Source organism: Paraburkholderia sp. RL17-383-BIF-A (genome assembly GCF_046028015.1).
Lineage (GTDB): Bacteria > Pseudomonadota > Gammaproteobacteria > Burkholderiales > Burkholderiaceae > Paraburkholderia.
The window spans coordinates 271,432-294,869 of the sequence record NZ_JARESR010000005.1; the positions used below are offsets into that span (position 1 = coordinate 271,432).

Annotated in this window: 22 protein-coding genes; 9 read left to right on the top strand and 13 right to left on the bottom strand. The window is 65.0% G+C overall.

Features of this window, described 5'->3' with window-relative positions; genetic code table 11:
• Positions 1-138: 138 nt before the first annotated feature.
• From P0D71_RS08640 to P0D71_RS08670, 7 genes are all read left to right on the top strand, one after another.
• Complete coding sequence (locus P0D71_RS08640) at positions 139-1,014, top strand: TetR/AcrR family transcriptional regulator (protein ID WP_408479725.1); 876 nt, start codon at positions 139-141, stop codon at positions 1,012-1,014.
• A 489-nt stretch (positions 1,015-1,503) separates the two neighbouring features.
• Positions 1,504-4,002 carry an acyl-CoA dehydrogenase gene (locus P0D71_RS08645; RefSeq protein ID WP_408479726.1) on the top strand — a complete coding sequence of 833 codons (2,499 nt, stop codon included), beginning with the start codon at positions 1,504-1,506 and terminating at the stop codon, positions 4,000-4,002.
• A gap of 159 nt (positions 4,003-4,161) precedes the next feature.
• Positions 4,162-5,577 (top strand): 3-oxoacyl-ACP reductase, encoded by a 1,416-nt coding sequence (locus P0D71_RS08650; RefSeq protein WP_408479727.1) that lies wholly within the window; start codon positions 4,162-4,164, stop codon positions 5,575-5,577.
• A 2-nt stretch (positions 5,578-5,579) separates the two neighbouring features.
• A complete protein-coding gene (locus P0D71_RS08655; protein ID WP_408479728.1) occupies positions 5,580-6,500 on the top strand; it encodes a MaoC family dehydratase in 921 nt (306 codons plus the stop codon).
• Positions 6,501-6,666: 166 nt separating this feature from the next.
• Positions 6,667-7,968 (top strand): acetyl-CoA C-acetyltransferase, encoded by a 1,302-nt coding sequence (locus tag P0D71_RS08660; protein ID WP_408186001.1) that lies wholly within the window; start codon positions 6,667-6,669, stop codon positions 7,966-7,968.
• 85 nt (positions 7,969-8,053) lie between these two features.
• Positions 8,054-9,832 (top strand): AMP-binding protein, encoded by a 1,779-nt coding sequence (locus P0D71_RS08665; protein WP_408479729.1) that lies wholly within the window; start codon positions 8,054-8,056, stop codon positions 9,830-9,832.
• A gap of 37 nt (positions 9,833-9,869) precedes the next feature.
• Positions 9,870-10,895, top strand: coding sequence for a DUF1571 domain-containing protein (locus P0D71_RS08670; protein WP_408479730.1), 1,026 nt, complete (start codon positions 9,870-9,872; stop codon positions 10,893-10,895).
• Here the strand turns inward: P0D71_RS08670 and P0D71_RS08675 are convergent.
• The 6 genes from P0D71_RS08675 to P0D71_RS08700 all read right to left on the bottom strand — a co-directional run bounded on the left by P0D71_RS08675 (position 10,892) and on the right by P0D71_RS08700 (position 15,222).
• Positions 10,892-11,299 carry a hypothetical protein gene (locus P0D71_RS08675; protein ID WP_408186003.1) on the bottom strand — a complete coding sequence of 136 codons (408 nt, stop codon included), beginning with the start codon at positions 11,297-11,299 and terminating at the stop codon, positions 10,892-10,894. The two genes, P0D71_RS08670 and P0D71_RS08675, sit on opposite strands and share 4 nt — an antisense overlap.
• 37 nt (positions 11,300-11,336) lie before the next feature.
• Positions 11,337-12,914: an FAD-binding oxidoreductase gene (locus P0D71_RS08680; protein ID WP_408479731.1), complete on the bottom strand. Its 1,578-nt coding sequence runs from the start codon at positions 12,912-12,914 to the stop codon at positions 11,337-11,339.
• Positions 12,915-12,953: 39 nt separating this feature from the next.
• Positions 12,954-13,439, bottom strand: a complete 486-nt coding sequence (locus P0D71_RS08685; protein WP_408186005.1) for a hypothetical protein — start codon at positions 13,437-13,439, stop codon at positions 12,954-12,956.
• Between the two features lie 243 nt (positions 13,440-13,682).
• A complete protein-coding gene (locus tag P0D71_RS08690) occupies positions 13,683-14,534 on the bottom strand; it encodes an anti-sigma factor family protein (protein WP_091794800.1) in 852 nt (283 codons plus the stop codon).
• Positions 14,534-15,064: a sigma-70 family RNA polymerase sigma factor gene (locus tag P0D71_RS08695; protein WP_091794802.1), complete on the bottom strand. Its 531-nt coding sequence runs from the start codon at positions 15,062-15,064 to the stop codon at positions 14,534-14,536. The genes P0D71_RS08690 and P0D71_RS08695 overlap by 1 nt, the downstream gene beginning before the upstream one ends.
• Before the next feature lie 14 nt (positions 15,065-15,078).
• Complete coding sequence (locus P0D71_RS08700) at positions 15,079-15,222, bottom strand: hypothetical protein (RefSeq protein ID WP_408479732.1); 144 nt, start codon at positions 15,220-15,222, stop codon at positions 15,079-15,081.
• Between the two features lie 352 nt (positions 15,223-15,574).
• Between P0D71_RS08700 and hfq the strand changes: the two genes are divergently transcribed.
• Entirely contained in the window at positions 15,575-16,123 is a 549-nt protein-coding gene (gene hfq / locus P0D71_RS08705) for an RNA chaperone Hfq (RefSeq protein WP_408479733.1), read from the top strand.
• Positions 16,124-16,143: 20 nt separating this feature from the next.
• On the opposite strand, the gene P0D71_RS08710 is transcribed toward hfq, so the two are convergent.
• Positions 16,144-16,371, bottom strand: a complete 228-nt coding sequence (locus P0D71_RS08710; RefSeq protein WP_091800581.1) for a hypothetical protein — start codon at positions 16,369-16,371, stop codon at positions 16,144-16,146.
• Positions 16,372-16,704: 333 nt separating this feature from the next.
• On the opposite strand from P0D71_RS08710, the gene P0D71_RS08715 reads away from it, so the two are divergent.
• Positions 16,705-16,902 (top strand): hypothetical protein, encoded by a 198-nt coding sequence (locus P0D71_RS08715; RefSeq protein ID WP_091794806.1) that lies wholly within the window; start codon positions 16,705-16,707, stop codon positions 16,900-16,902.
• Positions 16,903-17,147: 245 nt separating this feature from the next.
• Here P0D71_RS08715 and P0D71_RS08720 read toward each other — a convergent pair whose 3' ends face one another.
• Genes P0D71_RS08720 through P0D71_RS08745 form a run of 6 tightly spaced genes read right to left on the bottom strand, consistent with a single transcriptional unit; the run spans position 17,148 to position 23,436 of the window.
• Positions 17,148-17,876, bottom strand: a complete 729-nt coding sequence (locus tag P0D71_RS08720) for a DUF2968 domain-containing protein (RefSeq protein WP_408186008.1) — start codon at positions 17,874-17,876, stop codon at positions 17,148-17,150.
• A gap of 47 nt (positions 17,877-17,923) precedes the next feature.
• A complete protein-coding gene (locus P0D71_RS08725) occupies positions 17,924-19,315 on the bottom strand; it encodes a sigma 54-interacting transcriptional regulator (RefSeq protein ID WP_091794812.1) in 1,392 nt (463 codons plus the stop codon).
• Positions 19,316-19,325: 10 nt separating this feature from the next.
• Positions 19,326-21,113: a TadG family pilus assembly protein gene (locus tag P0D71_RS08730; protein WP_408479734.1), complete on the bottom strand. Its 1,788-nt coding sequence runs from the start codon at positions 21,111-21,113 to the stop codon at positions 19,326-19,328.
• 1 nt (position 21,114) lies between these two features.
• Positions 21,115-21,525, bottom strand: a complete 411-nt coding sequence (locus P0D71_RS08735; RefSeq protein ID WP_408479735.1) for a DUF3613 domain-containing protein — start codon at positions 21,523-21,525, stop codon at positions 21,115-21,117.
• A gap of 51 nt (positions 21,526-21,576) precedes the next feature.
• Positions 21,577-22,428: a tetratricopeptide repeat protein gene (locus P0D71_RS08740; RefSeq protein ID WP_408343217.1), complete on the bottom strand. Its 852-nt coding sequence runs from the start codon at positions 22,426-22,428 to the stop codon at positions 21,577-21,579.
• A 9-nt stretch (positions 22,429-22,437) separates the two neighbouring features.
• Complete coding sequence (locus P0D71_RS08745; protein WP_408479736.1) at positions 22,438-23,436, bottom strand: type II secretion system F family protein; 999 nt, start codon at positions 23,434-23,436, stop codon at positions 22,438-22,440.
• Positions 23,437-23,438 lie beyond the last annotated feature (2 nt).

Genomic DNA, 23,438 nt, shown 5'->3' on the forward strand with positions numbered 1-23,438 from the left:
TCTTCTAGAGGAGTTAGTCGACACCGACCCCTTGCTCGCAAGCATCATTCCTTCTTATCCTGAAAAAAACGGCTGTTTCAAATCAACATTTGAATCGCTTGTTTGCGGGCCGGATGCCCGGCAACTGGGAGACGCAACATGGCAGTTCGCACAACAGGCCGGCATGCCGGCGATACGAAGTCCCGCATCCTCGACGCCGCCGAAACGCTTTTTATCGAATGCGGCTACGAGGCCATGTCGCTGCGCCAGATCACTTCGCGCGCCGAAGTGAATCTCGCGGCAGTGAACTACCACTTCGGCAGCAAGGAGTCGCTGATCCACTCGATGCTGTCACGCCGTCTCGACCGTCTCAATCAGGAGCGGCTCAAGCTGCTCGACCGCTTCGACGCCATGCTCGGCGAGCGCCTGACCTGCGAGCATGTGCTCGGCGCGATGTTCATTCCGGCGCTGCGCCTGTCACGTGATCCGCGCGTGGGTGGCAAGGCGTTTCTGCGTTTGCTCGGCCGCGCTTATACCGACCCGTCGTCGTTCATTCGCGACTTTCTGAACGGGCATTACGCTTCCGTGGCGGTGCGCTTTTTCGATGCGTTCCAACGCGCGCTGCCGCATCTGCCGCGCGAGGAACTCGGCTGGCGCCTTCACTTCGCGATCGGCGCGCTCTCGGGCGTGCTGGCCGGCACCGACACGGACAGTCTGCTTTCCGAGTTTTCGCAAGGCAAGTCGATGAACGATCTGCAACTCATCGCACGCCTCGCCTCGCTGATGGTGGCCGCGCTCAAGGCACCGCTGCCCGACGGCTCGCAACTGGCCGTGTTCGCCGCGGTGCTCGGCGACGCGACTGAAGGCGGCTCGGAATGCGCGACTGGAGACGGCACGGAAAGCGCGGCGAGCGCGGCACGCGAGTCGGGCGAATCAGCTTCGGCGTCGCCCTTTCCGTCCGTATCGGAAGGCGAACGGCATGGCGGCACTATGGAAGCGGGCGCGTTTCAGCAGGCGCTTCACGGCACGGCATAGCGTTAAACCGTGGCGGACGGCACTGTCGTGAGCCGTCCGCCACGGAGTGCCCATGCAAGGCAATAACCGGATCGCCGCCGCACCATGCAAGCAACCCACGCAACGTTAAGCACGCCGCAGCATCGAAAGAGTCCTCGACCGGCAATCCCTAAAGAGCCGGTCAGCATCAGAGAAGCAACACGTTCCCGATACACACTCAGCAGGAAGGCGACCGGACATCATGAACGCTGCATACCTGAGCAACGACCTGACCAGCAACCCGACCAGCAACCTGAGCGGGACGTCTAAGTCCCGCACCTAAGCGTCGCCGCGCTGTCGAACTACAAACGCGACACGCCAACGAAGCAGGCTCGACAGGAAAGCGAAACGCAAGCACCGCCCGGACGCGCGACAAAGCATCCCGCTCGCCGGAAACAAAATCATTAGAACGCGCACCATCCGCGCCCCGTGGATGCGTTCGCACGCACCATCGAAACAGGAGGAAACGTCATGCCGTGGTTCATCCTAGTGCTCGTCATCGCCGCTTTCGCGCTCGTCTACGTTCAGGCACGCGCCGTCTGGTGGCTTGCCTTCATGATCGTCTGGGTCGCGGCCGCGCATGTGAGCGGCGCGGCGGGACCGCTGGCCACGACGCTGCTCGCCATCGTATTCGTCCTGCCTGCTCTCGTGCTCGCGCTCAAGCCGCTGCGCCGCGCGTGGCTCGCGAAACCGGTGCTCGACATCTTCCGCAAGATCCTGCCGGAGATGTCGCCGACCGAGCGTGATGCGATCGAAGCCGGCACGGTCTGGTGGGACGCGGAACTGTTCTCGGGACGCCCGCACTGGGACAAGCTGCTCGGCTACGGTCCCGCCACGCTGACAGCGGAGGAGCAGTCGTTCCTCGACGTCGAATGCGAGCAGTTGTGCGATCTCGCGAACGATTGGGAAACCACCATGGTCTGGCAGGACCTGTCGCCGACCACCTGGCAGTTCATCAAGGAGCGCGGCTTTCTCGGCATGATCATTCCGAAGCAGTACGGTGGCAAGCAGTTCTCCGCCTACGCGCATTCGCAGGTCATCATGAAGCTCGCCACGCGCTGCTCGGCCGCCGCCGTTTCGGTGATGGTGCCGAACTCGCTCGGCCCGGCCGAGTTACTGATGCACTACGGCACCGACGAGCAGAAAAACCACTATTTGCCGCGCCTCGCACGCGGCGAGGAAATCCCCTGCTTCGCGTTGACGAGCCCATACGCGGGTTCCGACGCGGCGGCGATTCCGGACGTCGGCATCGTGTGCAAGGGCACGTTCGAGGGCCGCGAGACGCTCGGTTTTCGCGTGACGTGGGACAAGCGCTACATCACGCTCGGACCGATCGCCACCGTGCTCGGCCTCGCGTTTCGCGCGCTCGATCCCGACCATCTGCTCGGCACGGACAACGAACCCGGCATCACCTGCGCGCTGATTCCGACCGACCATCCGGGCGTGAACATCGGCCGCCGTCACTGGCCGCTCAACGCGGTGTTCCAGAACGGCCCGAACTCGGGCAAGGACGTCTTCATTCCGCTCGACTGGGTGATCGGCGGGCGCGCTCAGGTCGGCAACGGCTGGCGCATGCTGATGGAATGTCTGGCCGCGGGCCGGGCGATTTCGCTGCCGTCTTCGAATGTGGGGATGGCGAAAATCGCCGTGCGCGGCACCGGCGCTTACGCCGCGGTTCGCCGCCAGTTCCGCACCGCCGTCGGCAAGTTCGAGGGCGTGCAGGAAGCGCTCGGCCGCATGGGCGGCAACCTGTACGTGATGGACGCCGCGCGCCGCCTGTCGGCGCATGCGGTGGATCTCGGCGAAAAGCCCTCGGTGATTTCGGCGATCGCCAAATATCACATCACCGAGCGCGCCCGCATGGTCATCAACGACGGCATGGATATCGCCGCCGGCAAGGGCATCTGCATGGGGCCGTCGAACTTTCTCGCGCGCGCCTATCAGCAGGTGCCGATCGCGATCACCGTGGAAGGCGCGAACATTCTCACGCGCTGCCTCATCATTTTCGGCCAGGGCGCGATCCGCTGCCATCCGTATGTGCTGAAGGAAATGGCCGCCACGCGCGAAACGGATCGCACCCGCGCGCTGCGCGATTTCGACGCGGCGTTCTTCGGCCACGTCAGCTTCACGCTGTCCAACGTGGTGCGCAGTTTCGTGTACGGCGTGACGGGTGGCGCGTTCATCGTCAAACCGCGCACGGCGTATGCACCGCTGCATGCTTACTATCGTGCGACCACGCGCCTGTCCACCGCGTTCGCGCTGCTTGCCGACGTCTCCATGTTCGTGCTCGGCGGCGACCTGAAACGCCGTGAGCGCATCTCCGCGCGTCTGGGCGACGTGCTCTCGCAGCTCTATCTGATCTCGGCCACGCTCAAGCGTTTCGAAGACGAAGGCCGTCAGGAAGAAGACCTGCCGCTGGTTCGCTGGGGCGTGGAGGATTCGCTGTACAAGGCGCAACATGCGCTCGACGGCGTGCTCGCCAACTATCCGAACCGCCTCGCCGCCGGCCTCGTGCGCGTGCTCGCGTTCCCGTTCGGGTTGCCCCACCGCGAACCGTCCGACCGCCTCGGCAGCGAAATCGCGGAACTCATGCAGACACCTGGCGCCGCGCGCAACCGTCTGGTGTCCGATTCGTACGTGCCGCATCCGGATGTCGACGCGCTCGGTTACGGCGAGCTGGTGTTCGAGCTGAACCCGCGCTTCACGCAGATCGACCAGAAGCTGCGTGAAGCGGTCAAGCAAGGCCTGCTCGAACCAATGCCGCAGAGCCTGCCGCAACTGGCCGCATGGACCGAAGCGGCACAGAGAAAAGGCCTGCTCGACGCCGACGAGCGCCGCGTGCTGGACGATTACGCGCGTTATGGCGCGCAAGTCGTGAAGGTGGACGACTTCCCCGCCGACTTCGACATGCTCGCCAACCTGCAAAAGCGCAAGGAGACTCTGGAAAAGGCGCTGGAGCTCGCGGCCTGAGCCCTGCGCGGGCTTGAAAAAAACATCCGGGCAAGGCGCGCCGCGTGCGCCGAACTCGGTGCACACTGACACACGTTCGACGCCCCCGGCTCCCCAAAGGCGAACTCCTTCGGGGCGGGCGGCTTCCTTCGAGGCGTGGCCAGCGGAGCAACCAATAATATGAACGACTCTTATCTGAACTTCGTCAATTCGCCGTTCGGCGCGCGTCTTGCGCGCTCGCTCGGCCTGCCCAAGCCCGAGGTGCTGCGCCGCTTTCGCGCCGACCAGCCCGAGTTCGGCGGTCTGGTGGCGATCGGTGCGGGCCGTGAACCGCAGTTGCTCGACGCGCTCGCAAATCTCGTGGCCAGCATCGGCGTGACGAGCGTCGCGCATGAGAGCGTCGGGCTATGGGTGCCGCTCGCCAATCGCCACGGTCTCATGACGGGCCGTTTCGAACCTGCCGACTCTGCATCGCAAGGCAAGCTCGCGGCCCTGCTGTTCGACGCGAGCGGAATCGACGACAGCACCCAGCTCGAACCGCTGCACGGCTTCTTTCACGACACGCTGCGCTCGCTCGGCAAGTGCGGGCGCATCATCGTGCTGGGACGGCCGCCGGAAAGCTGTGCGACGCCACGTCAGTGGACCGCGCAGCGCGCGCTCGAAGGCCTCACGCGTTCGCTCGGCAAGGAAGCCCGGCGTGGCATCACCGCCAATCTCGTCTATGTGGAGCAAGGCGCCGAGAACGGTGCGGAAGCGACGTTGCGATTCTTTCTGTCACCACGTTCGGCTTATGTGTCGGGTCAGGTCGTACGCATCGCCGCTGCCGGCGCGGGCCATGAGGCCATGCCGGCTTTCGACTGGCAGCAACCGCTCGCGGGCCGGCGCGCGATCGTGACGGGCGCCGCGCGCGGCATCGGCGCCGCGATTGCGAGCGTGCTGGCGGCCGAAGGCGCGCACGTGATCGGCATCGACATTCCTTCAGCGCGCGAGGCGCTCGACGCGACCCTGCGTCAGCTGAACGGCACCGCGCTCGCGTTCGACATCGCCGCCCCCGAAGCGCCCGCGCAAATCGCCGCCGCGCTCGACGAACAGGGCGTGGATATCGTCGTGCACAACGCCGGCATCACGAAGGACAAAACCATCGCGAAGATGACCGACGCCGCGTGGCAAAGCGTGATCGACATCAATCTGTCCGCGCAGGAGCGGATCGACGACGCCCTGCTCGCCGCCGGCATTCTGCGCGACGGCGGCCGGATCATCGGCGTGTCGTCGATCAGCGGCATTGCCGGCAATCTCGGCCAGACCAATTACGCCACCTCGAAAGCCGGCGTGATCGGCCGGGTGCAGAGCATGGCGCCGTCGCTGCGCGCGCGTGGCATCACGATCAATGCGGTGGCACCCGGCTTCATCGAGACGCAGATGACCGCGAAGATTCCGCTGACCATCCGCGAAGCCGGTCGTCGCATGAATTCGATGAGCCAGGGCGGCCAGCCGGTCGACGTCGCGCAGACCATCGCGTGGCTCGCGCATCCGGGATCGGCCGGCGTGAGCGGCCAGGTCGTGCGCGTGTGCGGTCAAAGCCTGATTGGAGCGTGATCATGAGCGAGCCGGGGCACCCGTTCGGCGGCGGTCATGCCTCGAACACGGCGCGGCCGAAGACCGTCGTGATCGAGACCTTGCCGGCGCCCGCGAAGCTCTACGCGCGCGCGTTGTCCGGCGTCGTCAAACGCGGGCGCGAGACGCATCTGCCGCCGCTGCGCCTCGTGCGCCCCGCCGTCCCCCTCGACCCGGGCCCGATCTGGCGCTATGCGCGCGTGTGCGGCTTCATCCCCGAGCACGGCGTGCCGCTCACGTATCCGCACCTGCTCGCTTTTCCCCTGCATCTGCTGATGCTGACCGACCCGGCGTTTCCGTGGCCGGCGCTCGGACTCGTGCATCTGGCCAACCACGTGCGCCTGCGCCGGCCGCTCGCCTACAAGGACATGCTGCGCGTCGAGGTGGAATTCGGCGCGCTGCTGCGCCACGACAAAGGCCAGGCGTTCGTGGTCCATACCCGCATGTACCGGCGCGGCGAAGCGGTGTGGGACGGCGACAGCGTTTATCTGAAGCGCGGCGTGCCGGCGAGCGGCAGTGTGCTCGATCCGCTCGAACTCGGGCCCGAACCGCTGCAACGCATCGCGCGCTGGCAACTCGCATCGCAACTGGGCCGCGACTACGCCGGCGTATCGGGCGACTACAACCCGATCCATCTGACCGCTTTGTCAGCGAAGGCGTTCGGTTTTCCGCGCGCCATCGCGCATGGCATGTGGACGCTGGCGCGCGCCGCCTCCGCACTGCAACCGCCCAAGCCGCTCGCGGAAGCCACGCTCAGCGCCGAATTCAAACTGCCGATGCTGCTGCCCGGCGAAGCGTCGCTGTGGAGCGCGTCGCCTTCGCTGATCGAACGCGACATCGAAGTGCGCGACATCAGCGGGCAAAAGCCGCATTTGCGCGGCCGCATGCAGTGGAGACTGCAATGAGGTGCGCGCGGTGTGCATCGAGTCATGGAATCAGAACCGGCTGAAATCGTTGTTCTATCAGGACGGTCAGAACGGTCAGCACGATCAGGACCGCCGCAGTCGATCATCGCAGCAGTCGCACCATTCGCCCATTCAATAACCAGGGAACGACCCGAAGGAGCCGAGCATGTCCAACCCGCAGCCAGCCGTACGCCGCGTCGCCATTGTCGGGGGCAACCGCATTCCGTTCGCCCGCTCGAACACCGCCTACGCGACCGCGTCGAATCAGGACATGCTGACCTTCACGCTGCAAGGCCTGATCGACCGCTACAACCTGCACGGCGAACGGCTAGGCGAAGTCGCGGCGGGCGCCGTCATCAAGCATTCGCGCGACTTCAATTTGACGCGCGAATCCGTGCTGTCCACCACGCTCGCCAGGGAAACGCCCGCCTACGACGTGCAGCAGGCCTGCGGCACCGGACTCGAAGCCGCGATTCTCGTCGCCAACAAGATCGCGTTGGGACAGATCGAGGTGGGCATTGCGGGCGGCGTCGATACGACTTCCGACGCGCCGATCGGCGTCAACGAGCGGATGCGCAAAATTCTGCTCGAGGCGAATCGCGGCAAAAGCGCCGGGCAACGCGTCGGCGCGCTGACCAAGCTTCGGCCCGGCATGTTTTTCAAGCCGCTTCTGCCTCGCAACGGCGAGCCGCGCACGGGCCTCTCGATGGGCGAGCATTGCGAGCTGATGGCCAAGCGCTGGAACATTTCGCGCGAGGCGCAGGACGTGCTCGCCTACGACAGCCACCGCAAGCTCAACCAGGCGTACGCACGCGGCTTCGTCAACGACCTGATGACGCCGTACCGGGGACTCGCGCGCGACAACAATCTGCGCGCCGACCTCACGCTCGAAAAACTCGCGAGCCTCAAGCCCGTGTTCGACCGCGACGCCGGCACGCTCACCGCCGGCAATTCGACGCCGCTCACCGACGGCGCCTCTGCCGTGCTGCTCGCGAGCGAGGACTGGGCAGCGCAGCACGGATTGCCGGTGCTCGCGTATCTGAGTTGGTCCGAGACCGCGGCCGTCGACTTCTTCGACAAGAAAGAAGGCCTGCTGATGGCGCCCGCGTACGCCGTGCCGCGCATGCTCGCGCGCGCCGGACTGAGCTTGCAGGACTTCGATCTGTATGAAATCCACGAAGCGTTTGCCGCACAGGTGTTGTGTACGCTCACGGCGTGGCAGGATGACGAGTATTGCCGCACGCAACTCGGTTTGCCAGGCGCGCTCGGGGCAATCGACCGGGCAAAATTGAACGTGAACGGCAGCTCGCTGGCAACGGGTCATCCGTTTGCCGCGACAGGTGGACGCATTGTCGCCGGCCTCGCGAAAATGCTCGCGCAACTCGACAAACCGGCCGGCACCGCACGCGGTTTGATTTCGATCTGCGCGGCGGGCGGCCAGGGTGTGGTGGCGATTCTGGAGCGGTGAACGGCCGTAGGAACAGCATACAAATAGATGAAGCCCTAGCTTCAGCGATTATTCCGCATCAAGCTTTGCATGGGAGGAGACGATCATGACGCAGCCCACTCAAACCCCTTTCCCGCTCGCCACGGATTCCGCGGCGCCGAGCGCGGCAACCCACGCGCCCAACACCGACGGCATCTGGTACGCGTCCTATCCGGCGGACGTGCCGCACGACATCGACGTCAACCAGTACGAATCCGTCGTGCAGTTCTTCGACGAATGCATTGCGCAGTTCCGCGAGCGCGTGGCGTACGTGAGCGTGGGCGCGAACCTGACCTACGGCGAACTCGGCCGCAAGGCCAGCGCGTTCGCCGCGTATCTGCAAAGCGTCGGCGTGAAACCTGGCGAACGCGTGGCGATCATGTTGCCGAACACGTTCCAGTACCCGGTGTCGCTGTTCGGCGTGCTGAAAGCCGGCGGCGTGGTGGTGAACGTGAATCCGCTCTATACGGTGCGCGAACTCGCGCACCAGTTGAAAGACAGTGGCGCGCAAACCATCATCGTATTCGAGAACTTCGCGAAGACGGTCGAAGACGCGCTGCCCGGCACCAAAGTGCAGAACGTCATCGTGACGGGTCTCGGCGATCTGCTCGCCGACGGCCTGAATCTGAAGGGACGCCTGCTCAACTTCATGCTCCGGCACGTGAAGAAGATGGTGCCCGCGTACAACCTGCCGAAGGCCGTGCCGCTCCTCGAGGCGCTGTCGATCGGCTACTCGCGGCCGCTGACACCCGTGCACCCCACGCATGCGGACATCGCGTTCCTGCAGTACACAGGCGGCACGACCGGCGTCGCCAAGGGCGCGATGCTCACGCACAAGAACATCATCGCCAATCTGCTGCAGGCGAAAGCATGGTCCGAAGGTCAACTGACCGGCGACATCGAAACCGTGCTCACGCCGCTGCCGCTCTACCACATCTATTCATTGACCGTGAACGCGCTGATCTTCATGGGGCTGGGCGGGCGCAACATTCTGATCGCCAATCCGCGCGACATGAAACGCGTGATGATGATCATCCGTCACGAGAAATTCACCGGTATGACGGCCGTGAATACGCTCTACAACGCCTTCCTCGAAAACGAGGAGTTCTGCAAGCGCGACTTCTCAAATCTGAAGCTCGCCATGGCGGGCGGCATGGCCACGCAGAAATCGGTGGCCGAGCGCTTCAAGGCGGTGACCGGCAAGCCGATCATCGAGGGATATGGGTTGACCGAATGCTCGCCGATCGTGTCGATGAATCCGGTCGATCTGAACAACATGCGTGACTTCGAAGGCTCGATCGGTTTGCCCGCGCCGTCCACCCACGTGCGTTTCAGGAAAGACGACGGCAGTTGGGCGAACATCGGCGAGGCGGGCGAATTGTGCGTGAAGGGGCCGCAGGTGATGAAAGGCTACTGGAACCGCCCGGACGAAACCGCCAAGGTGATCGACAACGACGGCTGGCTCGCCACGGGCGACATCGGCGTGATGGATTCGCGCGGCTATATCCGCCTGATCGACCGGAAGAAGGACATGATCCTGGTGTCGGGCTTCAACGTCTATCCGAACGAAATCGAAGACGTGATCGCCGCGCATCCGGACGTGCGGGAAGTGGCGGCCATCGGCGTGCCCGACGCCGCACAGGGCGAACGGGTGAAGGTGTTCATCGTCAAGCGCAATGCTTCGCTGACGGCCGAACAGGTGATTGCCCACTGCCGCAAGAACCTGACAGGCTATAAGGTGCCGAAGCTCGTCGAGTTCCGCGACGAGCTGCCGCAAACCAACGTGGGCAAAATTCTGCGCCGCGCGCTCCGAGACGAGGAACTCGCGAAGCAAAAGCCTGCCTGACTGGGATTGCGCCTCGCGTCACCTTACGGAGAGATTCATGAAGCACCGCATGTCCGCACGCTCATGCCGCACGTCGGCCTTCATGCCTCTCCCCCGTGTTTCGACGCAGGCCGCCGGTATACGGGCGTCGCTCCATGCGCCGTTGCAAAGCGCGCCGTCGCGCAAACTGCTGCTCGCGGCGCTCGTGGCGAGCGCGGTCGCGCTGGCCACGCCTCACGCATTCGCGCAAAACGACGATACGCCGCCCGCGCTCGATACTGTCAGCGCCGTCAAGGCGCCGGCCACGCCGTCCTCGCAGGTCGGCAAGCTCACGCTGGATCAGCAGGTCAAATGGCTGCGTGCCGCACAGCAAAGCGGCGCCATGGAAAAGCTCGACGACGCGCAACTGGTCGCGCTATTCCAGTCGCTCGATCCGCTCGCGTTGCCGCGCTATATCAAGGAAGGGCCGAACGGTTATCCGTCGTACGAGTTCACCATGTTGCGTTCGGAACGCATTCACGGCCAATGGCCCGATAAGCCCGATCACATGCTGGTGCGCCTCGCGCGCGACCCGCTGCGAATCTACGCGAAGTGGCTGCCTGACGGCGCGCGCGCAGGCCAGGAAGTCATCTACGACGAGTCCAGGCGGACCGACGAAATGTACGGACACCTGGGCGGCATCCTGAACGTGATGCCGTTGTGGACCTCACTGCACGGCGTCCTCGCCCGCGCGCAGTCGAACCATGACGTGCGCGATCTCGGTACCGAATACATTGCGAATCAGTACCTCGCCGAGGGCAAGAAATACGCCGAGGCCGGCTTGCCGCGCTCGACCACGATAAACGTGAAAACCATCGACGGCGTGCGCGTGGTGGCCTTCACCTTCGAGACGCCGAACGGCCAACCGCAGTTCTACGCGAAAAAAGAGACGCTCGGCCTCGATCTGCGGCACCCGTATTTCCGCTCCGTCGAGTCTTACGACAACAACGGCAATATCTTCGAGCGGATCGTGTTCGAAACCATCACGCCGAAAACCTTCGACGATTCGACGTTCGATCCGAAGAACAAGGCGTACAGGTTCTAGCGCGGCGCGAACGCGAAGGCGACATGGACCGGTTGCGCGTGGGCGCCCGTCCCGTGCTCGTCACTCCGTTCGACCCGGTGTCCCGCACGGGTCGCGAATTCGCTAAGGACGAAGAAATCCGAGGCGCGCGTGAGGCCGATCAGCCTCGCCGCCGATCGCGCGGACGTCGCGCCGAGCAGCGGCGCGAGGGTCGTGTACCAGAGCACGCCGATATCGTCGCCGGTTTCGAAAATCGGCCACTGCCTGTGCGCGGCATATTCGGCGAGCGCGACGCCGTGCGCGAGCGTCGAATCGACCACCGCCACCATGTTGCTACGCGCCGCGCCATGCGCGAGCCACGGCCACGCGCTGCCCGCCACGCTCGGCAGGCAGGCGCCGGTCATCATGAAAGTGCGCCGATGCATGGTTCGCTCCTGTCGTCATAGCGCGTGAGACGCGCCCTCAGGTGTAGCCTCGCCGGTCGCGCCACGCAGCCGGCCAGATGCCCTGCTTGCCCGGCGCGAGAATGCCGTTCGGGTCGAGCGCGTCCTTGATCGTTTCCGAGAGGCGCAGCAAGGCGCCGTCGTTGAAGCTGTATTGGGCGGCGGCAAAATCCATATACGCGAGATGCGCGCGATATTCGCCGTAGCCGGCGGCGCGCGCGTCGCTCATCAGCGAACGCAAAAGCGCGCCGGCCTGCTCGACCTGGTTCGCGTCGTCGCGATCGAAAATCGCCGCGAAGATGTGATGCAGATGGCGCGCGCCCGCCGTAAAACCGCCGTAGTAATCAAAGCCGTACTCCGCGGCGCGCGTTTTGACCATCGTGTATTGACGCAACGCGTCGCGCCCGGTCGCCGGGCACACCGGCGCGAAGTCGACATGCGCGCCCGCGCCGCCGCGCCAGTCGAGCATGCGAAACGCGCTCATCGCGGGAATGCCGGCGAGATTGCGGTCGCCGCCCGCCGTGGGCTGCGCATCGCCCGCATAGCGCGTGGCGGAGAACCGCGCCTGCGGCATGCGGGCAAACGCGCGCTGCACGATTGCATAACGCGCGTCGATCAATTCAGGCGTACCGTATAGCGCGAAATGCAGATTCCAGCGGCCCACGTTCAGCTTGTCGAGCATGGCGACCACCGCGCGCTCGGGCATCGCGCCCGGCCCGTCATACCACTGCGCGCGTGCCGACAAACCGGCCGCGCGGCGCAGGCCGCCTTCGATCACCGCATGATTGCGGATCGTTTCATCGAGCCGCAGCGGACGCAAAGTCTCCACGATCGCTTCGAGGTCCGCTTCATGGCGAAACTGGATTTCGCCCAGCAGATACGCGGGCGGCGCGGGCATCAGCCAGACGCCCAGCTTGGTGACGATGCCGTAGTTCGACTGCATGAACATCGCGTCGAACGAGGGGCCGAAGCCCGGTTGATACAACTGCCACGCGGTGCCGATTTCGATCCCGCCCATTCCCGTGCGCAACACGTCGCCATTGGCCAGCACCACTTCCATGCCGCATTGCGCCGCCGCATGATCGCCGTAATCCGTATAGCCGAAGCCGCGCTCGAGCGTATTGCCGACCACACTGCCCCAACCGGCCGCGGGCGGATCGACCCACAGCTTGTAGCCTTTCTCGCGTAAATACGCGTACAGATCGAAATAACTCACGCCCGGCTCGACCAGCGCGTATCCCATCGTCTCGTTCACTTCGATGATGCGGTTCATCCGGTGCAGATCGAGCACCACCGAACCGGCGAGTCGCGGCGCCGCTCCGCCATAGGCGAAGTTGCGCCCGGTCGAGACGGTCCACAGCGGAATGCGAAATTGATTGGCAATCCGCAATATCGCGCGAATCTCGTCGACGGAGCCAGGCAAGAGCGCGGCACTGGCCGAAAACGCCTCGCGCTCGCCGGGCGCGAACGGATCGAGATACGCGGCGAGCCCGTCCGCCGAGGTGACCACCTGCGGCTCGCCGACAATCGAGCGCCAGGCGGCGAGCGCGCGATCGAACTGCGCGGCGGATACCTTCGGCGGCAAGCTGCGAATCAAAGCATCTCCTTGGCCGTCGCGCGCGCGAGCGGCAGCGGGTTAGCGGCGCATTCCACCGCCGCCATGCGACATGCCACCCCACGAGCGGGTGGGCGGCGCACCGCGCCAACCGCCATGGCCGCCCACGCCATACGGTCCGCGCACGCCGTGCATGTAGCGCACATGATCCATGTGATGAAAATGATGAAAGCGGTCGACGAACACGAACGACACGCCGACACCGAACACAACCGGTGGCCCCCAATACCATGGATCGTAGTAGTAGACCGGCCCATCCGCCAAGGCCTGCGCAGCGGCATCGTCTTCGACGATCTGCCACGTGCCATCCGCTTGCAGGCACGCGCGGCCGGTGATCTGCTGCATGACGCCGTCGATTTCCGCCTGCCCCACCACGAAACGGCACGTCGACGTATCGGCTGAAACCGGATCCGCTTGCGCCTCGACGGGTGCCGCGCATGCGGCGCAAAAACACAGGCAGGCTGCGGCGCTAAACAGCCGGCTGCCGAAAAGATGAAATGTGAACATGATTTTGCTGCCTCGACGCACCGGCGTTGCGACCCGCAAAAAACGTGTCGGCGCCGTGAAGACACCGTCGGTTTGCCTTGCTCGAAACCGTGCCGCGCATGCGCACACGAGGACGACACGATCCAGCACCGAGTAAACGAAACGCCGCGCAACGCTATTCCGCTTGCGCCGCTGCAACGCCGGCGGTTTCGGTTACCGCGTATTGCAGCGCCGCGCGACGGCGTTTCGCGTCTGCGAACACCGCTACTGCCAGGACTCCGGTTTGCCGCCGAGCGCGCTGCACACGTCGATGGCGATGGTGCGCAGTTTGCCTTCTGCGATCGGCCCGGAGAGCGCATAGCCCATGCCGTCGTTGATCCAGTAGAAGGTGCGCCGGTTGCCTTCGCGCAACAGCCGGAACGCGGTTTCGTCGCGCGAAGTGCCAGTGACGTAAAGCGTGAGCCGCGCGCCGCTGCCGTTCTCGTACATGAATTGCGCGGCCGGTCCCGCTTCGCCGGGCAACAGCCGCCCGCCCACCAGCGAATAGCCATACTCCTGCAACGACGGCACCGAGAGCGGCCGGTTCAGCCGCTTGGAGAGCCAGTTGATCAGATGCTCTTCTTCGCTGGCCGCGACCTCCACCGGGTGACGACGCTCCGGCGTGTACACCGCATAAGCGATGTCCGCACGCTGGGCGAAGCTCGGCGGCTGGCCGCCCAAACCGCCCCACGCACCACCCGTCAGACGCGGCGCGAGCGGACCCAGAGCCAGCGCGAGCCCGGCGCCTGCCGCCAGCCAGCAGGCCGCGACGCCCACTCGCTGCCACCATGGCGTGTTCCGGCGCAACACGATGAAGGCCGGTTCGTCGGCGGCATCGTCCGCACGGCGTTGATTGCGCTCATCACGCTCGCTGCGCGGCGGCGCGCCGCACAAAGCCCGCAACGCGGATTTCTGCGCGCGCCAGGCGGCCACGCGCGCGGCGGCCTGCGGATGCTGGTGCAGTTGCGCCTCGATCGCGGCGCGCTCCGCGCCCGGCAATTCATCGTCGACAAACGCCGACAGCGCTCGCAGGTCGAGCCCTTCGGGCAAGCTGGAATCGTAGTCGTCGTTATTCATCACGGGTTTCTCACTACTTTCAACGGCGGAGTTTTACGCGCCGGGCCTTGAGCCGGCCCCTCCGTCAGCAACGCGCGCATATGTTCGCGCGCGCGCGACAGCCGCGACATGACTGTGCCGATCGGCACGCCGAGTGCGCGCGACGCTTCCTGATAAGACAGATCCTCCACGCAGACCAGCAACAGCACTTCGCGCTGTTCGACCGGCAGACAATACAGCGCGCGCTGCAGATCGCGCAGCACGAGCCCGTCGACTTCACCCTGAGGCGCTTCGAGATTGCGCCACGGCGCGCTCTCTTCGTCGACGGCAATCTCGCGGCGGCCGCGCAACTGGTCGATGTAGAGATGCCGCAGGATCGTCAGCAGCCACGCGCGCAGATTGCTGTCCGGCCGGAAAGCCGCCCAGCGCGCGAGCGCGCGCTCCGCCGTATCCTGCACGAGGTCGTCGGCCCAGGCGCGGTCACCCGTCAGTGCGCGCGCGTAGCGGCGCAACTGCGGGAGCCACGAAATTACTTCAGTTTCGAAACTCACCCGGCGTAAGGCATTCAGTAGCCGCCGCCGCTGCCCGTGCCACCACTCGTGCCGGAGGCGCTGCTATCGGTCGCGGACGTGCACGCGCTCGTCGCGAGCGTGCCGCCCGCGAGCGCCAGCAGGACGAAAACGGCGGAGAGAATGCGGGATAGTGTCATGGTGAGTCTCCTCATGGGCGCCGGGACGCCTCGCGCGAACCGTGCAACCGATCGGCCGCGCGCACGATGCAGCGCCGCCATGCCTGATATAACGCCGGCAGCCGGTGGTTTATTCCGCTGAAGGCGCCGCCCTGCGCTATCTTTTTCCGCCATCCGCGCCGCGAAGGCCTGCGGGTGGCGGAAGAATGCGGCATTCGTCCGCAGATTCGTAACGCAACGTTACAGTCAATAGTTATCAGATGCTTATGTGTCCACAAGCCGTTATAGTGGACGCAGTTCGCCCGCCGACGCGTTCCGCCCCCACACAGGGTAGAATCGCGGCGAACAACCGTCTTTCTAACCTGAATTGTCCATGGCTTCCGCAGAATCGCATCCGCAAAACGACTTCATGAACGCCGCGCGCAAAGAACGAAAGCGCGTTGAGATCTACCTTGTCAATGGCATCCGCCTGACCGGGTGCATCGAGTCGTTCGATCAGTATCTGGTGATGCTGCGCACGCCTGTCGGCCTGCAAGGCATCTACAAGCGCGCGATCTCGACGATCCAGCTCGACACCGGCACGCGTCCGGCTCCGCGCGCGGGGCGTCCGTCGCACGGCGAACACACCACGCGCGGTCCGCACGGTTCGCGCGAGCCGCGCGATCATCGTGAGCCGCGCGAACCGCGTGAACCGCGCGAGTCGTATGGCGCGCCGTCTTCGGACCGGCCTGCGTCAGATCGTAGCAGCAGCACGTCGGACGGCCCGGTGGTCGTGACGCGCCGCCGTCGTTTGTTCGGCACGGGCGGCGACGGTGGTAATCATGGCGGCGGCCACCATGGTGGCGGCAGTCACGGTGGCAACGGCAACGGCGGCGGTAATGGTGGTAATGGTGGTAATGGCGGTAATGGCGGCACCGAGTAAGTTGCCGCAACAGCGCTCGGCTACTCCGTTGAATGGCCGAGCCGCTGCAAGATCTTTTCCAGGCGCATCACCTGCAGTTCTGTCAGTTCGAATCCGCATTTGACCGCCAGCACGCGGCGGCGCCAATAGCAGGCGTCCAGCATGCGCTGCGCCGGTTGCCTCGTTGCCCAATCCAGATGTTCCAGTTCTGCTTCCACGACGTGTGACGCGTTGAGGCGCTGTGCGCACGCAGTTTTTTTCCGGTTCATGGTTTTCGCTGCCTAGTTGTTCACGGGTTCCTGGTTGCGCTCCTCCCGAGCTCGACACTGCCGGTTCGCGACATGCGTTGCGGTCTTCCGGCCAACACGATCGGCGATTGATTTTGTTTTTCCCGCGCCGCTTTGCGTCGACACACGGAAAACGAGCTGATGCGCATTGGTTTTAAGTTTTTATTGACGACGCCGCTTCGCCTCCCCGCTCGTTCGCCTTGCGCTTTTGAAGCAGACGCTCACGGCGCGAAGTCCTAAGCCATTCGGCCGATATTCGCCGGCGCCCGCTTTGCGCTATGCTGGATTGCCGACTCTCTTCTCACGGAGCACGTCATGACCAGCAAGAAGCAACACGAAACTCACAAAGCCGAAACGAAAACGCCCGCCGAATCCGCCGAGTCCGCGGACAACAGGCTCGATGAGGCACTCGAGGAAAGTTTTCCCGCCAGCGATCCGATCGCCGTGGACACGGGAGACCCGCATCACGTGGAGGACAAAGAGGCATCTCCGGAGGGAAAGAAGCGGCGCTAGAAATTGCCGCACTGATGTATCACGTGGGCACAGCGAAATGATGTCGTGGACGTTGAGCTCGCCTGCGCAGATGCGGTGAGCCAGGCGTGGCCCCTTGAGCGCGTGCACGTCAGATGAGGTATCGCAGAGGTCGCATGCCGAGGGTGGCATGCGCTGCTTGCGCAGCAAGCACAGCGGGCAGGTGTCGGGCGGCATCTCCAATCCCGCGCCGCCCTGCCCAGCCGACAGTCCTCAGAGCATCGCCGTCAGTGTGAGGGCAAACCGCTTTCCAACTGGCGTTGCAGTTCGCGCACCTGACGCTGCGCAGCACGCAACTGATCTTGCGCGGAAGCTTTCTGCTGAGCGAGCGCCGTGGCTTCGGCGCGCGTTTGCTGCTGCTGGCTCGCCACGATGGTCTGCTGCTGACGCGCAACATCCAGGTCCGCTTGCAGGCGGTTCGCACGGTCCTGCGACAGCGCGATCATCCGCTCCGTGAACGCCTTCTGCGCCTCGAGTTGCGTGCGGCGAATCTCGACGTCCGACAGTTGCACCGTCTGACGCACGAAATCCTTGTAGATCATGTCGGCACGCGCCGCGTCCTGCGTCTTGATGACCCGCCAGAAGTTTTTCTGCTGGAACAGCGCCACGTAGTACGTCATTTCCTTGCCGTAAAACAGCAAGCTCGCGCCGTAACTACCGTTATAGGTGGTGCGCAATTCGCTCAGATCCGAGCCGTGGATCATTTGCTGCAATTCCGCCACGTTGCCCGCTGCGGATTGCTTCGCTTCGTCGGGCGTGAGCGCGGAAGTCTGGGCCTGTCCCGCCTGTGAAGTTGCCGGCAACGCCGCCATCGTGCCTGGCTGGGAAACAACGCCGCTCACGGCGCCAGCACTCGCGCTGCTGTCCGGCAGAGCCTGCGCATTGACACCCCGCGCTGCCCCCATCGCGATGACTGCGGCGAAGGCAATCTGTCGTAGTTTCGACTTTCGGTCCATGTAATTCCTGCTTGAACAGTTTTTGTTTTAGTACAACCGTCTCATTATTACTCACTTTCGCGTGTTTCGGGCTCTTCGTCAAAAATTTGGTACTTGCGCATCTTCTCCCACAGCACCTTGCGGCTGATGCCGAGATAGAGCGCCGTATCCTGGCGACGCCAGCCGTTTGCGTCGAGCGCGGCCAGCACGCGGTTACGTTCGGCCATGTCCCATTTGCTGCGGTCCACCAGCACCTCGGCGACGCTCTCCGCCGGCACCGGCTGGCTGGTGCGCGCCAGCGCAAGAAGGCGTTGCAGGCGCGCCGCATCCCAGGCGCCGATCTGGCGCACGGTTACGCCAATGCGCTCGGCCAGGTTGCGCAACTCGCGCACATTGCCGGGGAAATAGGTGTCGGCCACGGCATCGGCGAGCCAGTACGGCAGGTCGGGCAAAGCAGCCAGACGCTCGGCGCCGACGATCTGCGCGATGAACGCCTTGAAGATCGCAATCTTGTCGACGGCGCCCCGCTCTTCGAGTGACGGGATCTTCAGCTCGATCACGGCGAGGCGGTAGTACAGGTCGGCGCGAAACGTGCCGTCCTTCACCAGTTGCGGCAGCAATTTGTTGGTCGCCGCCACCAGCCGGAAGTCGAGCTTCACCGGCGTCGCCGAACCGATACGCGTAACCGCGCTGTCTTCGAGCACGCGCAGCAGCTTGACCTGCTGATAGAGCGGCAGATCGCCGATTTCGTCGAGGAACAGCGTGCCGCCGTCGGCCTGCTCGAAATAGCCTTTATGCGCGACCACCGCGCCCGTGAACGAGCCTTTGGAGTGCCCGAAGAACAGCGACTCGAACAGCCCGTCGGGAATCGCGCCGCAGTTCACCGCGACGAACGGGCCTTGCCCGTAGCGGCTATGTTTCTCGTGCAGCAGTTGCGCGATGCGCTCCTTGCCGACGCCGGTTTCGCCGTGCACCAGCACGCTCGTGTCGCAGTCGGCGAAGGTATCGACTTCGTGCAGCAGCGCCTGCATGCACTCCGAGTTCGCGATCATCGCGTCGGACTCGTGCGTCTTCGCGCTATGCGCGCGCATTTGCAGCACGAGCTTCATGACCATGCCGCGCAATTCGGCGCAGGTGAAGTCGAGCGGCAGGATATGCGAGTACTCGGACGGATAGGTGGCCGGATCGTGTTCGCGCGGCGCGGCGCCGACCCACACGACGGGGATGCCGTGCGCCGCCTGCCAGTCGCGCAGGATCAACGCGCCGCTGTCGATCACCGAGACGCTGATGATCGCGAGCGACGGCCGCAGCGCGGTCCGTTCGGGCGAGATCGCGATATCGTCCGCACGGATCACTTCGACATCGAAGCTCGCCATGCAGCGCGCGACCCGGTCGACGATGTCGGCCTTGCCCTCCCAGACGTAGATATCGAGTTCCTCGATTTTGGTGGTGGTTCTCATCTTGGATAGGCTAGTTGACCAGTTGCGCGACGCCGCACGTCAGCGACATGTTGTGGACCGTGGCGGTGCCGACCTGAACGCCCAACAGGGAAAGTGTCGGGACGAGGACTGCGTCGAGCAGGTTGAAAACGGGTTGGAGAACGGGCAATAGGATGCCGGTCAGGCCCGAAAGTATTAGTGACACGACGCCACCCAGCGGGACAGGGCCGACATTGACGACCAGCGCGCCCGACAGGCTATTGAGCAACGTCGAGGTCAGCACGGCGCCATCGCTGCCGATAGCGTTGGAATTCGCACTCTTGCTGGCGTCGAAACTGCCCGACGAACCGTTGAAGACAAGCGGAGTCAGCGTGCCCGGATCGAGCGAGGCTTTGATCGGGTTCAGCGCAACCGTTCCCGCCGGCACCGTGACGCCGAGCACCACCGCCGACAACGACACCACGTTGACCGGCGTGCTGCAGGACGCGTCGCCGGCAATGCAAAGCGCAGCGATGCCGGGCTTGACCTTGATCGTGGCATTCGTGGCCGCCTTGGTGCTCTCGCAATCCACCGATGTCAGATACGCGCTACCGGGCGCGGCTTGCACCGAGATGTTCAAAGGCGTGCTCAACGCCGAGAGGGTCACGGCAAGCAATGGCGCGCCGCCCACCGTAATCGTCGGCAAGTTGAGCGGCAACAGATTCACACTCGCGTTGATCACCGCCGTGCGCGCTTGAGTCCGATACGTCCCGTCGGCCGACGTACCGCCCTCGCCCACGGCCAGCACAGGCGGATTGATGATCTGCAGCGAAATGCCCGCCACGCCCGCCAGCCCAGCCGCCACATTGATCACCGGCGCGTTGCCCTGGCTGCCGTCCGGGCTGCGCTGCGCGATCTGCGCGGCGACCAGTAAAGCATCGAACGCGTTGATCGTCGCACTCGCCGCGGCATTCGGATTAGCAAGGCCGAGCGCGAGCAGTCCGGGGGCCGATTTGCCGCCGTCGCCGATCGCAATGTTCTGCCCGCCGGGAATGGCCACGGCCACCTTCTGCAGAATCGCTGCGTTGATGGTGTCGCCGCCCGCCTGCAGCGCGTTGACCATCGCGACCATCAGTTGCTGAAAACTCACCGTGGTGCCGAGCAGTCCCTTCATCGTCGCGGCACCCAGCGCCACCTTCAGATCGTCCAGCTTGACGTGCGCCGTCGCGAGACTCTGCGTATCGCCCACGCTCAGCGACACGCTGGTTTTCAGCAGACCGCCGAGGATCGCGTTCAACAGCGCCGACTGTTGCGTATTGATCGTCGCGATGCCGGTGCCGAGCGAGAACGCGTCGATGTTGGAGGCGAACGCGGTAGCCGTCGCCGAGACGTTACGGTTCGGTCCGACGAAGAAGTACGGTACGCGTTGAGTCGTCGTCACCTGCACCGCATTGAGCGGGTTGCCGCTGGTGCCGAAGTACGTGCTCGAACTCGTGTCCCAGCGGCCGCATGTGGTGCTGATGGTCGTGGTGCTGCCGGTCGTGAAACCGTTGGCGCTCGCATTCTGCTGCGCGGCGGTGGTAGCCGTCGCGCAACCGCCCGAGGAGGCGATCATCTGAACCGCCGCCATCGCGGCCAGATCGGCCGTGCGCTGCAATTGCCTGCGCGCGAAATACACGTTGCCGACATCGATCGCGCCGAGCGCCGCGATCGCGAGGCTCAGCCAGATCGCCGCGACCACCGCGACCGCGCCGTGCTGACCGCGCGCGAGCGCGCGCCGCGCGCGCAGCGGACGTGCGTTGCGCGCGGCGAGGCGCATGGCGAAAGGCAATTTGCGCATGTCAGTTCGAGCCACCGCTACTTCCGCCGATGCCGCTGTTCACGCCCATCGCGCCGCTGCCCCCGCTGCCGCTATTCAATGCGGAGCCGTACAGATCGGGAATCTTGCTCTTGAACGATTCCATATACCGACGGTAGGCCAGCCCGGCTTCGGCGCCGAGCATTGGCAGCGCCGGCGCAGCCTGCGTATTGCTGCTCTGCAGGTCGAGCCAGGCACGGGCCGCGTGACCCACTTCACTGGCCTGCACCACCGGTTGCACAGCCTGAACCGGCTGTTCCGTTTCGCTCGTCTGCGCGCTCGCGGGAACGGCCGCGCCCAGCAGCATACCGGCCATTGCGGCCATCGCGGCCTTCGCCAGCCGCCGGCTCGACTTTGCCGCCCGCCAACCCCGCTTCGTCATTCTGTTTTTCATTGTTGCTCCATGATTGCCTGATGCCTCAGCACGAAGTCGCCACGCGCCCGCTCATTGCGAAAAACGCTGCAACAGACGCGGCGCGGGCTCGATCCCCTGCGCGCTCGCGACCGTGCGCGCGCCCGTACTCCCCGCGCCCACCTGTGGCTGCGCTGGCGCGCCGCGTTGCGCACGCCCTGCCGCGGCCACTTTCGCCGCGTCGCTGCGAATCGCGGCTCGCACGTCCGGCGCGAGTTGCTGCTGATTCATCACGGCCAGCGCCTGCGCCTGGTCGCCATTGGCGAGCAGATAGAGCGCCACGTTGCTGACGATCTTCGGATTGGTCGGGTCCAGTTCGGCCGCCTTCATGAGCGGCACGCGCGCACCGTCCACATCGCCGTCGCGCAAACGCGCATAGCCGAGGTCGGACAAGGTCGCCGCATCGGTCGGCGCGAGCTGGACCGCCTGCTGAAATTCCTGCGCGGCGCGCGTGAAGTCGCCGGCCGCGCCGGCGATCAGACCGAGGCCGCGATAGCCACGCGTGGCGAGCGGCGTCTTCAGCAGTTGTCCGTAGACGGCCACGGCGGCGGCAGGCTGATCGGTCATACGCAGCGCGTCGGCGCGCAGCAGAATCGAGTCGGGGCTCGCGCCGTACTGCTTGTCGTACGCATCGATATGCGCGAGCGAAGCGAAGTACAGTCCCTGAGATTGCATCCGGTCGATCAAGCCGAGGTACATGCCGGGCGTGTCCGGCGCGGGATCCTTATTGGCCTGCTGGGCCAGCACGGCGCGCTCGGCCTGCGGTCCGACGCCGTAACCCACAAGGTCTTTAGATGCGCACGCGCCGAGCAGCGACAGCGCGGCCAGCGTCGCGGCGCAACGGGCGCCCGGTTTGACGGAATCGAACGGGAGACTGTAAGTCATGGCAAATCCTCAGTGCTTCGCTGCGCCCAACGAATGCTGGACAGCCAGCACGCCGGGTCCGGCCGTGACGATCATCAACGCGGGCAACAGCGTCACGATCATCACGCCTGTCATCTTCACGGCGAGCCGGCCGATACGTTCGCGCAGCATCGCGCGGCGCGTCTCCCGCAGCCGGTCGCCGAACTGCTTGAGCGGTTCCTGCACGGCGCCGCCGTGCCGGTCGACCTGCACCAGCAAGCGCATCACCGCGCGCAGATCTTCGTTGTCGTAACTCGTCGCGAGCCGGTTCAGCGACTGCTCGCGCGTGCGTCCCGCGGCGAACTGACGTTGCGCGATCTCCAGCTCGCCGGCGAGCACCGGCAACATGCCGCGAAAGTCGTTGACCACCACTTGCAGGCTCTGATCGAGCGACAAGCCCACGCCTTGCAGGAGACGCAGCAAATCGACCAGCAACGGCAACTCGTCGACCACACCGTTGCGGCGCTTGCTGGCACGCCGCCGCAACACGACCTTCGGCAACATGAAGCCCGCCATCGCGGCAATGATCACCAGCGCCACATAGCGCGGCCCCTCCAGCTGACCGCGCGCCAGCATGGCGACCAGCACGGGCAGCACCAGCGCACCCAGCAGCCGCGCCACCAGAAAGAGGCCGCGCGTGCGCGTATCCACGAAACCGCATTGTTCGAGCAGCCGGCGATCTTCTTCCGCGACGACCTGGCGGCCGAACGGCGTGTCGAGCCAGCGAATCCCGGCATGCGCAAAGCGCTCCAGCAAGCCTTTTAGACCCGTGGGCCGAGCGCTGCGCGCTGCCGCCTTCGCGCCACCCTGTGCGCCTTCTCCATTGCGGGCCGCCGCGGCGGCGAGCAGCGCGCGCTCGTCCAGCGCGTGGCGCAGCGTGCGTTCGCTGCGCCGCGCCGCCGCCACGCGCGCCAGCACGAGGCCTGCGATCAGCAGCAAGCCGAGCGCCGCCAGAGCAAGCGCGAGTGCGACGAGTTGTTGAGTCTGCATCG

Bases quoted from the DNA above. Each gene is read 5' to 3' on its own strand.
- P0D71_RS08675 (WP_408186003.1), bottom strand. From the start codon at position 11,299: ATGCATCGGCGCACTTTCATGATGACCGGCGCCTGCCTGCCGAGCGTG.
- hfq (WP_408479733.1), top strand. From the start codon at position 15,575: ATGGCTTCCGCAGAATCGCATCCGCAAAACGACTTCATGAACGCCGCG.
- P0D71_RS08730 (WP_408479734.1), bottom strand. From the start codon at position 21,113: ATGCGCAAATTGCCTTTCGCCATGCGCCTCGCCGCGCGCAACGCACGT.
- P0D71_RS08720 (WP_408186008.1), bottom strand. From the start codon at position 17,876: ATGGACCGAAAGTCGAAACTACGACAGATTGCCTTCGCCGCAGTCATC.
- P0D71_RS08665 (WP_408479729.1), top strand. From the start codon at position 8,054: ATGACGCAGCCCACTCAAACCCCTTTCCCGCTCGCCACGGATTCCGCG.
- P0D71_RS08740 (WP_408343217.1), bottom strand. From the start codon at position 22,428: ATGACTTACAGTCTCCCGTTCGATTCCGTCAAACCGGGCGCCCGTTGC.
- P0D71_RS08735 (WP_408479735.1), bottom strand. From the start codon at position 21,525: ATGAAAAACAGAATGACGAAGCGGGGTTGGCGGGCGGCAAAGTCGAGC.
- P0D71_RS08685 (WP_408186005.1), bottom strand. From the start codon at position 13,439: ATGTTCACATTTCATCTTTTCGGCAGCCGGCTGTTTAGCGCCGCAGCC.
- P0D71_RS08690 (WP_091794800.1), bottom strand. From the start codon at position 14,534: ATGAATAACGACGACTACGATTCCAGCTTGCCCGAAGGGCTCGACCTG.
- P0D71_RS08650 (WP_408479727.1), top strand. From the start codon at position 4,162: ATGAACGACTCTTATCTGAACTTCGTCAATTCGCCGTTCGGCGCGCGT.
- P0D71_RS08670 (WP_408479730.1), top strand. From the start codon at position 9,870: ATGAAGCACCGCATGTCCGCACGCTCATGCCGCACGTCGGCCTTCATG.
- P0D71_RS08640 (WP_408479725.1), top strand. From the start codon at position 139: ATGGCAGTTCGCACAACAGGCCGGCATGCCGGCGATACGAAGTCCCGC.
- P0D71_RS08655 (WP_408479728.1), top strand. From the start codon at position 5,580: ATGAGCGAGCCGGGGCACCCGTTCGGCGGCGGTCATGCCTCGAACACG.
- P0D71_RS08725 (WP_091794812.1), bottom strand. From the start codon at position 19,315: ATGAGAACCACCACCAAAATCGAGGAACTCGATATCTACGTCTGGGAG.
- P0D71_RS08645 (WP_408479726.1), top strand. From the start codon at position 1,504: ATGCCGTGGTTCATCCTAGTGCTCGTCATCGCCGCTTTCGCGCTCGTC.
- P0D71_RS08710 (WP_091800581.1), bottom strand. From the start codon at position 16,371: ATGAACCGGAAAAAAACTGCGTGCGCACAGCGCCTCAACGCGTCACAC.
- P0D71_RS08715 (WP_091794806.1), top strand. From the start codon at position 16,705: ATGACCAGCAAGAAGCAACACGAAACTCACAAAGCCGAAACGAAAACG.
- P0D71_RS08745 (WP_408479736.1), bottom strand. From the start codon at position 23,436: ATGCAGACTCAACAACTCGTCGCACTCGCGCTTGCTCTGGCGGCGCTC.
- P0D71_RS08700 (WP_408479732.1), bottom strand. From the start codon at position 15,222: ATGACACTATCCCGCATTCTCTCCGCCGTTTTCGTCCTGCTGGCGCTC.
- P0D71_RS08660 (WP_408186001.1), top strand. From the start codon at position 6,667: ATGTCCAACCCGCAGCCAGCCGTACGCCGCGTCGCCATTGTCGGGGGC.